At 64.8% G+C, this 13,587-nt stretch carries 10 protein-coding genes; 7 read left to right on the top strand and 3 right to left on the bottom strand.

What is annotated here, in order from left to right; all coding sequences use genetic code 11:
- Window positions 1-303: 303 nt before the first annotated feature.
- The 3 genes from frc to HYH08_RS10470 form a co-directional block, all read right to left on the bottom strand.
- The gene (gene frc / locus HYH08_RS10480) at window positions 304-1,581 is read right to left on the bottom strand and encodes a formyl-CoA transferase (protein WP_220009693.1); all 1,278 of its coding nucleotides are present in this window, start codon (window positions 1,579-1,581) and stop codon (window positions 304-306) included.
- A gap of 65 nt (window positions 1,582-1,646) precedes the next feature.
- Complete coding sequence (gene oxc, locus HYH08_RS10475) at window positions 1,647-3,377, bottom strand: oxalyl-CoA decarboxylase (RefSeq protein WP_220009692.1); 1,731 nt, start codon at window positions 3,375-3,377, stop codon at window positions 1,647-1,649.
- A gap of 74 nt (window positions 3,378-3,451) precedes the next feature.
- On the bottom strand, window positions 3,452-4,147 hold the full coding sequence (locus tag HYH08_RS10470) for a GntR family transcriptional regulator (RefSeq protein ID WP_166819518.1): 696 nt from the start codon (window positions 4,145-4,147) through the stop codon (window positions 3,452-3,454).
- Between the two features lie 346 nt (window positions 4,148-4,493).
- Between HYH08_RS10470 and HYH08_RS10465 the strand changes: the two genes are divergently transcribed.
- The 7 genes from HYH08_RS10465 to HYH08_RS10435 all read left to right on the top strand — a co-directional run bounded on the left by HYH08_RS10465 (window position 4,494) and on the right by HYH08_RS10435 (window position 13,516).
- Entirely contained in the window at window positions 4,494-6,623 is a 2,130-nt protein-coding gene (locus HYH08_RS10465) for an acetate--CoA ligase family protein (protein ID WP_220009691.1), read from the top strand.
- 188 nt (window positions 6,624-6,811) lie between these two features.
- Window positions 6,812-7,654: an IclR family transcriptional regulator gene (locus tag HYH08_RS10460; protein WP_220009690.1), complete on the top strand. Its 843-nt coding sequence runs from the start codon at window positions 6,812-6,814 to the stop codon at window positions 7,652-7,654.
- A gap of 113 nt (window positions 7,655-7,767) precedes the next feature.
- The gene (locus HYH08_RS10455; protein WP_220009689.1) at window positions 7,768-8,736 is read left to right on the top strand and encodes a Bug family tripartite tricarboxylate transporter substrate binding protein; all 969 of its coding nucleotides are present in this window, start codon (window positions 7,768-7,770) and stop codon (window positions 8,734-8,736) included.
- Complete coding sequence (locus HYH08_RS10450; protein ID WP_220009688.1) at window positions 8,733-9,218, top strand: tripartite tricarboxylate transporter TctB family protein; 486 nt, start codon at window positions 8,733-8,735, stop codon at window positions 9,216-9,218. Before HYH08_RS10455 ends, HYH08_RS10450 begins: the two co-directional genes overlap by 4 nt.
- The gene (locus tag HYH08_RS10445) at window positions 9,218-10,717 is read left to right on the top strand and encodes a tripartite tricarboxylate transporter permease (RefSeq protein WP_220009687.1); all 1,500 of its coding nucleotides are present in this window, start codon (window positions 9,218-9,220) and stop codon (window positions 10,715-10,717) included. The genes HYH08_RS10450 and HYH08_RS10445 overlap by 1 nt, the downstream gene beginning before the upstream one ends.
- A 55-nt stretch (window positions 10,718-10,772) precedes the next feature.
- On the top strand, window positions 10,773-11,552 hold the full coding sequence (locus tag HYH08_RS10440; RefSeq protein WP_220009686.1) for an NYN domain-containing protein: 780 nt from the start codon (window positions 10,773-10,775) through the stop codon (window positions 11,550-11,552).
- Window positions 11,553-11,713: 161 nt separating this feature from the next.
- Window positions 11,714-13,516, top strand: a complete 1,803-nt coding sequence (locus HYH08_RS10435) for an adenine deaminase C-terminal domain-containing protein (RefSeq protein ID WP_220009685.1) — start codon at window positions 11,714-11,716, stop codon at window positions 13,514-13,516.
- The last annotated feature ends 71 nt before the right edge of the window (window positions 13,517-13,587 follow it).

The following is a 13,587-nucleotide window of genomic DNA, read 5'->3' as shown; positions in this document are numbered from 1 at the left end:
CTTGCGGCCGGACTTAATTCGGAAGCGGTTGCTCTGTGGAGACGAAAAGCCCGCCGGCAGCGGCAGCCGCGTCGTGTAGGGGAACGGGACCTTCGCTTCGTCCGATGATGACACCATACCCCTGTTTTGCCCGACGGGTCAAGGAAAATTTCGAAAAATGCGAAACCCCGTTTCGGACCAAGAGGATCGCTACTGTGCATGGGGTTGTTTTCAGTTTTGGTTTGAGCCGACAAACGCCCGGCCGCCGCCAAACAAAAAGGGCCGCCCGAGGGCGGCCCTTTCGTCATTCTCTGATCAGCCCGCTTACTCGGCCGCCTGCTTCTGCGGCGGATCGAGTGCGCCGGACTTGTGGATGTCGGCGACCTGGTGGTCCGAGAAGCCGAGCACGCTGCGCAGGATCTCGTCGGTGTGCTCGCCGAGCAGCGGCGAGCGGGTCACCTCGGCCGGGCTGTCCGACAGCTTGATTGGGTTGCCGACCGAGATGTACTTGCCGCGGGTGGGGTGGTCGACCTCGACGACGGTGCCGGTGGCGCGCAGCGACTGGTCCTCGGCGATCTCCTTCATCGACAGGATCGGGCCGCAGGGGATGTCGTCCTTGTTGAGGATCTCCATCGCTTCGAACTTGGTCTTGGTCATCGTCCACTGCTCGATGCGGGCGAAGATCTCGTTCAGGCGCGGCAGGCGGGCGGCGGGCTTCGCATAGTTCGGATCGGTCTTCCAGGTGGGCTCGCCGATCACGTCGCAGATCTTCTCCCAGACCGGGGCCTGGGTGATGAAGTAGATGTAGGCGTTGGGGTCGGTCTCCCAGCCCTTGCACTTCAGGATGCGGCCCGGCTGGCCGCCGCCGGAATCGTTGCCGGCGCGCGGCACGGCATCGCCGAACGGAACGCCTTCGCCGAACTGGCTGTATTCCTTGAGCGGGCCGTGGGCGAGGCGCTGCTGGTCGCGCAGCTTGACACGGCAGAGGTTGAGCACGCCATCCTGCATCGCCGCGGTGACGCGCTGGCCCTTGCCGGTGTGGGTGCGCTGATAGAGCGCGGTGACGATGCCGAGCGCCAGGTGCAGGCCGGTGCCGCTGTCGCCGATCTGCGCGCCGGTGACGAGCGGCAGGCCGTCGCGGAAGCCGGTGGTGGAGGCGGCGCCGCCGGTGCACTGCGCGACGTTCTCATAGACCTTGCAGTCTTCGTAGGGGCCGGGGCCGAAGCCCTTGATCGAAGCGACGATCATCTTCGGGTTGATCGACTGGATCTTCTCCCAGGGGAAGCCCATGCGGTCGAGCACGCCCGGACCGAAGTTTTCCACCAGCACGTCGCACTTCTTGATCAGCTCGGTGAGGACTTCCTTGCCCTTGGGATTCTTGGTGTCGAGCGTGATCGAACGCTTGTTGTGGTTCAGCATGGTGAAATACAGGCTGTCCACGTTCGGGATGTCCTGCAGCTGGCCGCGGGTGATGTCACCCACGCCCGGGCGTTCCACCTTGATCACGTCGGCGCCGAACCAGGCCAGCAGCTGCGTGCAGGTCGGTCCGGACTGGACGTGGGTGAAGTCGAGAATGCGAACGCCCTCGAGCGCTTTGGTCATCGTGTTTGCTCCGTACTCTGTGTCTGCCCCTGCACCCGGCAGGGAATAAGGGTTGAGGGGTGGACTTACTTCTTCTTCTGCAGAACGCTCTGCGGATTGAGGTTGCCGATGCGGCCGCTCTCCGAGCCCGCCGCCGGATCGATCACCGCGTTGATCAGCGTCGGCTTGCGCGACGCCATTGCCTCGTTCACGGCGCGCTTCAGCTCATCCGGCGAGGTCGCATTCACGCCGACGCCGCCGAAAGCCTCCATCATCTTGTCGTAGCGCGCGCCCTTCACGAACACGGTGGTCGCCGGATCGTCGTTGGCGCCGTTGACGTCGGTGCCGCGATAGATGCCGTCATTGTTGAAGATGACGACGCAGATCGGAAGGTTGTAGCGGCAGATGGTCTCGACCTCCATGCCGGAGAAGCCGAACGCCGAGTCGCCTTCCACTGCGAGCACGGGATGGCCGGTCTCGAGCGCAGCCGCGATCGCCTGGCCCATGCCGATGCCCATCACGCCCCAGGTGCCGACGTCGAGACGCTTGCGTGGGCGGTACATGTCGATGACGCCGCGGGCGAGGTCGAGCGTGTTGGCGCCCTCGTTGACGAGGATCGCCTCGGGATACTCCTTGATCACGTTCTTCAAGACGCCAAGCGCGCCGTGATAGTCCATCGGCGATTTGTTGTTCATCAGCTTCGGCGCCATCTTGGCGACGTTCTCTTCGCGCTTGGTGGACACGGCTTTGGTCCAGTCGGCCGGCGCGGTCCAACCCGCACCGATCGCCTGGTTGAAGGCGGAGACGACCGAGCCGATGTCGCCGACCACGGGCGCGACGATCTCGACGTTGGAGTCCATCTCCTTCGGCTCGATGTCGACCTGGATGAACTTCTTCGGCGTCTCGCCCCAGCTCTTGCCCTTGCCGTGCGACAGCAGCCAGTTCAGCCGCGCGCCGATCAGCATGACGACGTCGGAATCCTTCAGCACCGTCGAGCGGGCAGCGCCGGCGCACTGCGGATGCGTGTCGGGCAAGAGGCCCTTGGCCATGCTCATGGGGAGGAACGGCACGCCGCTCTTCTCGACGAACGTCTTGATCTCCTCGTCGGCCTGCGCGTAGGCCGCGCCCTTGCCGAGGATGATGAGCGGACGTTTTGCGCTCTTGAGCACGTCGAGCGCGCGCTTCACAGATGCGGGCGAGGGGATCTGCGCAGGCGCAGCGTCGATCACCTTGACCAGCGATTTCCGGCCGGCCTCGGCGGCCATGACCTGGCCGAACAGCTTTGCCGGCAAGTCGAGATAGACGCCGCCCGGACGGCCCGAGACCGCGGCGCGGATGGCGCGGGCAAAGCCGATACCGATGTCCTGGGCGTGCAGCACGCGATAGGCCGCCTTGCACAGCGGCTTGGCGATCGCGAGCTGGTCCATCTCTTCGTAATCGCCCTGCTGGAGGTCGACGATCTCGCGCTCGGAGGAGCCCGAGACCAGGATCATCGGGTAGCAGTTGGTGGTGGCGTGGGCGAGCGCGGTGAGACCGTTGAGGAAGCCGGGCGCGGAGACCGTGAGGCAGACGCCGGGCTTCTTGGTGAGATAGCCGGCGATGCCCGCGGCATAGCCGGCGTTCTGCTCGTGGCGGAAGGAGATCACGCGGATGCCGGCGGCCTGCGCCATGCGGCCCAAATCCGTGATCGGGATGCCCGGCACATTATAGATGGTGTTGATGCCGTTCAGCTTGAGCGCGTCGATGACGAGATGGAAGCCATCCGTCAGTTCCTGCTCGGTGCCCGGTGCCTCGGACTTGGTCGCGGTGTTCAGCATGGGCCTTGTCTCCCTGGTCTCAAGATAACGGGGCGAATGTCTCGCCCTTCTGGTGAACGTTGCTAGGTGAACAGTTACGTGAAAAGTTCCTGGCCGTGCGCTTCGACGTAAGCGGCAAGGCCAAGGGTGTGGTCGCGGGCGCGCTTCTCGGCGAGCTCGGTGTCGCGCGCTTCCAGCGCCTCGATCATGCCGAGATGCTCGGGCAGCGACGTCGCGGTGCGGTCCTTGCGTCCGATCGTCAGCTGGCGGTAGCCGCGCACGTGCAGCAACAAATCGTTGGTGAGATCGACCAGCACCGGCGATTCCGACAGCGAGATCAGCGCCTGGTGGAAGGCGATGTTGGCGCGCGAATATTCCTCGACGTGATCCTCGGGCAGGCGGTCCTTGCCGAAATCCTTGAAATAGTCGCGCAGCGCCGTGATGTCCTTCTTGCGTGCTGTGGTGGTGATCAGGCGCGCGGCCATGCTCTCCAGCGCCGCCCAGGCGCGGATCATGTCGACGATCTCGCTCTTGGTTCGGCGCACCACCATGATGCCGCGGCGCGGAACCGTCTTCACGAAACCGTCCTGCTCGAGCATCGCGATGGCTTCGCGGATCGGCGTGCGGCTGACACCCAGACGTTCGGACAATGCGCGCTCGTCGAGCATCACCGGCTCGGGCGTCGAATAGATGTCCATCTTGAGGATGGCTTCCTTCAAGGCGTCATACGCCTTGTTCTTGAAGCTAGACTCCGGGGCAATACGAACGATTGCGATATCTGCCTCGGCCATGTTCGGCAACGCCTTGGTTGGTTTCCGCAGTGACACGACGAATCTCCTCCAGTGGGAGTCGTCTTTTACAGGAATATTAACGGGAAAGTTTTTGGCATACCACATGCCAGAATGTCAAGCTGCCTATTTTTTGCGGCCTTCCAAGGCACGCGGTAGCTTGACAAGTTGGCTTCTGGCATACCAAATGCCATCGCCAGCCATTTTTGATCCAAGCGGGCGGAGTAATTTCAGGCTTTATGCCACTCCGTTCCGCCGCATGGAACAGAGCGCGGCGAATGGCAAGCATCACGGGCAGCCGCAACACGCGCGCTTTGCAAAGAACGAACCAGGTCAAGGGAGAAGCCACATGTCCAATTCCAAAGACGCAGTCCGCAAAGTCCTTGACCAGGTCAAGGCGGATAAGCGCACCAGCCTGACGGCGCCGGAAGGCAAGCTGGTCTGCGACGCCTACGGCATTCCGGTGCCGAAGGAAGGGGTGGCGAAGTCGGCGGGCGAAGCCGGCAAGATGGCCTCTTCGATGGGCTTCCCCGTTGTGATGAAGATCGTCTCGCCGGACATTCTCCACAAGACTGAAGCCGGCGGCGTCATCGTTGGCCTCAAGACGGCCGAGGATGCCGAGAAGGCCTACGAGACCATTCTCTCCAACGCCAGGAAGTACAAGGCCGACGCCAAGATCGAGGGCGTGCAGGTGCAGCAGATGCTGGCCGGCGGCACCGAGGTCATCGTCGGCTCGATCACCGACGGCTCGTTCGGCAAGCTCGTCGCCTTCGGCCTCGGCGGCGTGCTGGTTGAAGTCTTGAAGGACATCACCTTCCGCCTCGCGCCGGCGACGAAGGAAGACGCGCTCTCGATGCTCGACGGCATCCAGGCGCATGAGATTCTGAAGGGCGTTCGCGGCGGCGAGGCGGTTAACCGCACGGCGCTGGCCGATGTCATCGTCAAGGTCTCGCAACTCGTCACCGACTTCCCTGAAATCGTCGAGCTCGACCTCAACCCGGTCTTCGCGACGGCGAAGAGCGCAATCGCCGCCGACGTCCGTATCGTCGTCGACTTCGCCTACAAGCCGAAGCCCAAGCCGCGCCCGACCGAAGAGATCGTTGCGGCCATGAACCGCATCATGCAGCCGAAGGCGGTCGCCGTGGTCGGCGCCTCCGCCGAGGACGGCAAGATCGGCAACTCCGTGATGAAGAACCTCATCAATGGCGGCTACAAAGGCGACATCTATCCGATCCATCCAAAGGCCGCCGAGATCCTCGGCTACAAGGCGTATAAGAGCGTCAAGGACGTGCCAGGGGTGATCGACACCGCAGTGTTTGCGATCCCCGCCAAGTTCGTCGCGGCGGCGCTGACCGAGTGCGGTGAGAAGAAGATCCCGGGCGCGGTGCTGATCCCGTCGGGCTTCGCGGAGGCCGGCGCGCCGGAACTGCAGGCCGAGATCGTCGAGGTCGGCAAGAAGTACGACATCCGCCTGATGGGGCCGAACATCTACGGCTTCTATTATACCCCGGCCAATCTCTGCGCGACCTTCTGCACGGCTTACGACGTCAAGGGCCACGCCGCGCTGTCGTCGCAGTCGGGCGGCATCGGCATGGCCATCATCGGCTTCTCGCGCTCGGCGAAGATGGGCGTGTCGGCGATCGTGGGCCTCGGCAACAAGTCGGATATCGACGAAGACGATCTGCTCGCCTTCTTCGAGCAGGACCCGAACACCAATCTGATCGCGCAGCACTGCGAAGACCTCAAGGACGGCCGCGCCTTTGCGGAAGCCGCCAAGCGCGTCTCCAAGAAGAAGCCGGTCGTCGTGCTCAAGGCCGGCCGCACTTCGGCCGGCGCCAAGGCGGCCTCGTCGCACACCGGCGCGCTCGCCGGTAACGACAAGATCTACGAGGACGTGCTGGCGCAGTCGGGCGTGATCCGCGCCCGCAGCCTGCGGCAGCTGCTCGAATTCGCCCGCGGCGTGCCGGTGCTGCCGACGCCGAAGGGCGAGAACGTGCTGATCATCACCGGTGCGGGCGGCTCGGGCGTGCTGCTGTCGGATAGCTGCGTCGACAACGGCCTGTCGCTGATGTCGATGCCGCCGGATCTAGACGCGGCCTTCCGCAAGTTCATTCCGCCGTTTGGAGCTGCTGGAAATCCTGTGGATATCACCGGCGGCGAGCCCCCGATCACCTACGTCAACACGGTGAAGCTCGGCCTGTCGGACGAGCGCATCCATTCGCTGATCCTCGGCTACTGGCACACCATCGTGACGCCGCCGATGGTGTTCGCCCGCAACATGGTCGAGGTGAAGAAGGAGATGGAGGCCAAGGGTTTTGTGAAGCCGATCGTCGCCTCGCTCGCCGGCGACGTCGAGGTCGAGGAAGCCGCCGAATATCTCTACCAGAACGGCATCCCGGCCTATGCCTATTCGACCGAGCTTCCGGTCGAAGTGCTCGGCGCCAAGTACAAATGGGCGCGCGGGGCAGGGTTGCTCTGACGGTCTTCGCCTCTCCCCGCTTGCGGGGAGAGGCCGGGATTTGCGCAGCAAATTCCGGGTGAGGGGGACTCTCTGCGAGTCCGTCTCTCACCGTCCTTGTGGAAGCTCCCCCTCACCCCGACCCTCTCAGCGCGAGCGAAGCTCGTCGCGGCCCCGCAAGCGGGGCGAGGGAGAACGGTCAGGTCGCGATGAGCAAGAACGTGATCCGGCGTAAACCGCTTGAGCCCCGATCGCCATCGGAGGCCGACCACGACGCGCGCGACGGCGGCGTGCAGTCGGTCGATCGTGCGCTGTCGATCCTGGAAACGCTGGCCGAAGACGACGAAGGCTATCGCCTCAGCGATCTCGCCGTTCGCACCGGCCTGTCGGCCTCCACCGTGCACCGCCTATTGGCGACGCTGGAAAGCCGCCGCTTCGTGCAATTCGACCGCGCCGAATCCAAATGGCATGTCGGCGTGCGCAGCTTTACCGTCGGCGCGAGCTTCGCGCGGCGGCGCAATTTCTCCACGCAGGCCGTTCCATATTTGCGCAAGCTGCGCGATCTCACCCGCGAGACCGCCAACCTCGCCGTGGTGGACGACGAATTCATCATCGTGCTGACCCGGATGGAGAGTCGCGAGATCATGCGTTCGCTGACCCAGGTCGGCGGCCGCGTCGCCATGGTGACCTCGGGCGTCGGCAAGGCGGTGCTCGCGACCTATTCGGACGAGGAGGTCGGGGCCGTCATCCGCCATCATGGCATGCCGCGCCTCACCGAGAAATCGATCGTGCGGCCGAGCGACCTGTTCAAGGAGCTCGAAAAGATCCGGAAGCAGGGTTTTGCCCTCGACGACGAGGAGGCCTGCATGGGCCTGCGCTGTATTGCCGCAGTCGTGTACAACGACTGCACCGAGCCGCTCGCAGCGATCTCCGTCTCGGGCATGACCAGCCGCCTGACCGACGAGAGATTGCCGGAAATCGGGCAAATTGTGCGCGATGTCGCCGCTGAGCTGACGCTCGCGCTCGGCGGCGTGATGCCGAAGTCCGGCTGACAAAGAACCGGGCCCGTCGCTGGACAGCGTCGGCCGTTTTGGCTGATATGCGGCCAAACGACACAATGCGGCAGCTGATCAGCAAAGTCCGCATGAGCCTGGAGAATGCCCTCATGTTTCAGTTTCCCGCGCGCCTTTTCGGCGCAGCCGTTGCGTTGACCCTCGCTGCGGCGACGCCCGCCTTCGCCCAGCAGCTCGAGCTCAAGCTGATGGCGCCCGCGGCCCCGGGCGGCGGCTGGGACCAGACCGCGCGCTCGATGCAGCAGGCATTGGTTGCCACCGGCGTCGCGCGCAGCGTGCAGGTCGTCAACGTTCCCGGCGCGGGCGGCAGCGTGGGCATTGCGCAGTTCGTCAACGGCGCCAAGGGCGACGGCAACCAGCTGATGGTCAACGGCTTCGTCATGGTCGGTGCGCTCGCCATGAACAAGTCGCCTGTCACGCTCGAGCAGGTGACGCCGATCGCACGCCTCACCGAGGAAATCCAGGTGATCGTCGTGCCTGCGAATTCGCCGATCAAGTCCGCGCAGGATCTCGCCGCCGCGGTGAAGGCCGACATCGCCAAGGTGACGTTTGCCGGCGGCTCGGCCGGGGGCGTCGACCATGTGATGGCGGCGTTGTTCGCCGGAGCGGTTGGCGCCGATGCGAAGAAGATCAACTACATCCCGTTCTCCGGCGGCGGCGAGTCGCTCGCCGCGATTCTCGGCGGCAAGGTCACCGCGGGCATCTCGGGCCTCAGCGAATATGAAGGGCAGATCAAGTCCGGCAAGCTGCGCGCGATCGGCGTGACCTCGGAGAAGCGTATCGCCGGCAGCGACATCCCGACCTTCAAAGAGCAGGGCATCGACCTCGTGATCGCCAACTGGCGCTCGGTGGTCGCGCCTCCCGGCATCACGCCGGAGCAGAAGAAGACGCTCAGCGACGCCGTCGAGAAGATGGTGAAGTCGGACGCCTGGAAGGAGATCCTCAAGCAGAAGGGCTGGGAGGATGCCTACCTAGGCGGCGACGCCTTCGCCGACTTCCTGAAGAAGGAAACCGTGCGCGTCACCGACGTCTTGAAATCGGTCGGCCTCGTCAAGTCATGACCTCACGCGATCCAGCCCAGCCACAGCGGCGCGTTGATCGCGCCGGCATCGTCATCGCGGCATTGCTTGCAGGTCTTGCCGCGGTGCTGGTCTGGGATGCGCGCGGCCTGCAATCCACGTCGATGTACGGCATGGGCCCGGAGGCGATGCCGGTGGTGGTCGCTACCGGCCTCGCGCTGCTGGCGATCGGCAATTTCATCGACGCGCTGCGCGGCAATCTGCCGGCGCGCGAGAGCGCCGATCCCCTCCCGGTGCTTCTGATACTCATCGGCTTGGCGCTGCTGATCGCCATCATCGGCTTCGGCGGCGGCTTCATCCTGGCGACCGCGGCGCTGTTCGTGACGACGTCGGCGGCGTTCGGGCGCCGCGCCATTGTCGTCGACAGCATCATCGCTCTCGTGATGTCCAGCCTCATCTATCTCGCGTTCGACCGCCTGTTGACGCTGAGCCTTCCGGCCGGCCCTCTGGAGCGACTGCTGTGATGGACACTTTTGCGGCGCTGGCCCACGGCATGGCGGTCGCCGTCCAGCCGATGAACCTGCTCTATGCGCTGATCGGCGTGTTCCTGGGCACTGCGGTTGGCGTGCTGCCCGGTATCGGCCCGGCGCTGACGGTCGCGCTGCTGCTGCCTGTCACCTACAAGCTCGACCCCGGCGGCTCGCTCATCATGTTTGCCGGCATCTACTACGGCGGCATGTATGGCGGATCGACCACAGCGATCCTGATCAACACGCCCGGCGAGAGTGCCTCGATGGCGACGGCGCTCGAGGGCAACAAGATGGCCAAGGCCGGCCGTGGCGGGCCGGCGCTCGCGACCTCCGCGATCGGCTCCTTCGTCGCCGGCACCATCGCCACGATTGGCTTGGCTTTCCTTGCGCCGTGGCTGGTCGATTTCGCCGTGCGCTTCGGCCCTGAGGATTATTTCGCGCTGATGTGCGTCGCCTTCGTCACGGTGTCCGCGACCTTCGGCGATTCCCCGATCCGCGGCCTGACCAGCCTGTTCATCGGCCTGACGCTGGGCCTCGTCGGCATCGACAAGCTGACTGGACAGGCGCGGCTCGCGTTCGGTGTGCCTGAATTGCTAGACGGCGTCGAGGTGACGACGCTGGCGGTCGGCCTGTTCGCAGTGGGCGAGGCGCTCTACGTCGCATCGCGCCGCCACCACACCGAGGAAAAGCTCGAGCCGGTGCGCGGCTCGCTGTGGATGACCAAGGAAGACTGGAAGCGCTCGTGGAAGCCGTGGCTGCGCGGCACGATGTTCGGCTTCCCGATCGGCGCGCTGCCCGCGGGCGGCGCGGAGATCCCGACCTTCCTGTCTTATTCGACCGAGAAGCGGCTGACAAAACATCCCGAAGAGTTCGGCAAGGGCGCGATCGAAGGCGTCGCGGGACCGGAAGCCGCCAACAACGCCTCCGCCGCCGGCACGCTGGTGCCGCTCCTGACGCTGGGGCTGCCCACCTCGGCGACGGCCGCGATGATGCTGGCGGGTTTCCAGCAATACGGCCTCAACCCGGGGCCGCTGCTGTTCGCCGAACGGCCCGACCTCGTCTGGGGCCTGATCGCAAGTCTCTTCATCGCCAATTGCATGCTGCTCGTGCTCAACCTGCCGCTGGTCGGCCTGTGGGTGCGGCTGCTCGCGATCCCGCAGCCCTGGCTCTATGCCGGCATCCTCGTCTTCGCCACCATGGGCACCATCGCGGCAAAGCCGTCGGTGGTCGAATTGTCGATGCTGGCCGGCTTCGGCGTGCTCGGTTTCCTGATGCGCCGGTTCGATTTTCCGATCGCGCCGGTCGTCGTCGGCCTGATCCTCGGCCCGATCGCCGAGAGCCAGTTGCGCCGCGCGCTCGCGATCAGCCTCGGCGACCCCGTGACGCTGCTGCAGAGCCCGATCTCCGCGACCCTGCTCGGTATCGCGCTCGTTGCGCTGCTGGCGCCCTTCGTGCTGAAGGGGCTCGGGCGGTTCAAGGCGAACGAGGATTAGCGATCTCTCGCGCGAATATCTGCTAGTCTCCCGTCGATCTCGTTGGGAGAACACGATGCCGTCGGAAATTCGCTCGCCCCGTCTCGCCGTCCTGATCGACGCTGACAATACGTCGGCGAAAATCGCAGATGGGCTGTTCGAGGAGATTGCTAAGATCGGCGAGGCCAGCGTCCGCCGCATCTACGGCGACTTCTCCAATGCGCGGTCGAAGGGGTGGGCCGACATTTTGGCGAAGCACGCCATCATCCCACAGCAACAGTTCGCCTACACCACCGGCAAGAACGCGTCCGACATCACCCTCGTGATCGACGCGATGGACCTGCTGCACAGCAGCCGCTTCGACGGCTTCTGCCTCGTGTCGTCGGACAGCGACTTCACTCGGCTTGCCGCGCGGATCCGCGAGCACGGCATCGACGTGTTCGGGTTCGGCGAGCAGAAAACGCCGGAGAGTTTTCGGCAAGCCTGCCGAAAGTTCGTCTACACCGAGAATTTGCGCGGAGCCGTGCTCAACAATCGAGATGCCGCGTCCGCACCGCGCTCGCTGCAGCCGCCGGAAGCCGCGACATCAATCATCAAGAACGTCATCACCCAGTCGGAAAGCGAAGATGGCTGGGTCGAGCTTGGCGTCATCGGCCAGCAGGTGACCAATCTGGCGCCCGATTTCGATCCGCGGACCTACGGCTCCCGCAAGTTGATCGATCTCGTGCGCAAGACCAATGCCTTCGACCTCGACCTGTCAAAGGGGTCGGTGCGCATACGTGTCAAGCCCGTGACGGTCGCTGCGTCGGCGCCGAAACGTCGTTCGCGGCGAAAGGTCGAGGAAGCCAAGAGCTGATCGCGGCGACATTCTCCTGCGCACGGGTCCAAGCTCGCCCCGGCCTGAAACGGCCGCGGGCCTTTGCCCAATGCGTAAGCACGGGTGCCGCATTATTTGAGTTGCCCCTGCCGCCGCCGGAGGCAACCATCGCTGGGCTGTCCATCCATGCGAGAGCTCCGATGACCAAACTCACCCGTTTCTCCGTCGCGCCGCTGCACAGCATGACGCGGCGCCTCGCCGACGTCGCCTCGGCGCGCGTCGCGCCTGATCTCGTCATCACCGGTGCGCGGGTGCTCTCGACCTATTCGGAGCGGATCCATCCCGGCCGCGAGGTCTGGATCTCAGGCGGCCGTATCGCCGCGGTCAAGCCGGCTGGAACGGCCAGCAAAGCCTGGACCGGCGTCGCGACTTACGATGCAGCCGGCGGCATCATCGCGCCGGGCCTGGTCGATCCGCACATCCACATCGAATCCTCGATGGTGACGGCCTGCGCCTATGCCGAGGCCGCGCTGCTCAACGGCACCACCACCATCTTCTGCGACAGTCACGAGATCGGCAACGTCATGGACGTCGCCGGCGTCGAGGCGATGCTGGAGGATGCGCGCGAGGCGCCGCTCTCGATCTTTTTGACCGTGCCGAGCACGGTGCCGGCGACCTCTGCCGAACTCGAGACGGCCGGGGGCGACCTCACACCCGACAAGATTGCCGGCCTGTTCGATCGCTGGCCGGAGGCCGTGGCGCTCGGCGAGAAGATGGACTTCGTGCCTGTCACGATGGGGGACGAGCGCAGCCACGCGATCATCGCGGCCGCGTTGAAGCGGGGGCGGCCGGTGTCCGGCCACATCTACGGCCGTGAATTCGTCGCCGCCTATGCGGCCAGTGGCGTCACCGACACCCATGAGGCGATCGACCGTGACATCGCCGACGACCTGCTCGAGGCCGGCGTCTGGATTTTCCTGCGCGGCGGTCCACCGACGACGCCCTGGCATTCGCTGCCGCAGGCGATCCGGACGATCACCGAGCTCGGGGCCTCGCACAAGCGCACGGCGGTGTGCACCGACGACCGTGACGCCGACGATCTTCTGCTATTCGGCCTCGACTGGGTGGTGCGCGAAGCCGTGAAGGCGGGGATGTCGCCGGAGCAGGCCTGGTCGATGGGCTCGCTGCACGGCGCCACGCGCTTCGGCATGGAAGGCGATATCGGCGGCCTCGGCGGCGGTCGCCGCGCCGATCTCGTGCTGATGGACGATAACCTCAAGCCGCAATCGACCTGGTACGGCGGCGAGCTGATGGTCGAGAACCGCAAGATCACGCCAAAACTCGATCAGGCGCTGTCGCAGCGCTATCAATACCCGAAGGCGGCCTACGCAACCGTCAAACTGCCGGAGAAGATGAAGCTGACGCCGGAGCTGCCGGCAAAGGCCTGCACCGTCAACGCGATCAAGACCGCGCTGCCGGGAATCACGCTGGTCCACGAGAAGGTCAAGATCGAGCCGGCCAAGGACTGGCCCTCGTTGTTTGAACGCTACGGTCTGTGCTTTGTCACGGTGGTCGAGCGCCACGGTAAGTCGGCCGGCAATGTCGCCTATGGCCTGCTGAAGGATTTTGGCCTGAAGCGCGGCGCGGTCGCCTCCAGCGTCGGGCACGATAGCCACAATCTCATCGTCGCCGGAACCAACGAGGGCGATATGCAGGTGGCGATCGCGGCCGTCAAGGAGCATCAGGGGGCCGTCTGCGTCGTCGCCGACGGCCAGGTGAGGGCGCTGGTGCCGCTGCCGATCGCGGGCCTCTTGTCCGACAAGCGCGTCACGGAAGTGGCCGAAGAGGTCAAGGTGCTCAAGAAGGAATGGGCCGAGGCCGGCTGCACCATCCCCTACATGGGCTTCAATCTGATTCCGCTATCGGTCATTCCGGAAATTCGCATCACCGACAAGGGTCTCGTACTGGTCCCGCAAATGGAGCTGGCACCGCTGTTCGAGTGATCCGCTTTCATCGATGTCTCGGCTTAACCGCTTGAGACATCCACGATTTTTCCACGGCTGCCGCATCGTGG

Source organism: Bradyrhizobium sp. BR 10289, assembly GCF_019455385.1.
Lineage (GTDB): Bacteria > Pseudomonadota > Alphaproteobacteria > Rhizobiales > Xanthobacteraceae > Bradyrhizobium.
This window is presented reverse-complemented; position numbering and strand designations above follow the sequence as displayed.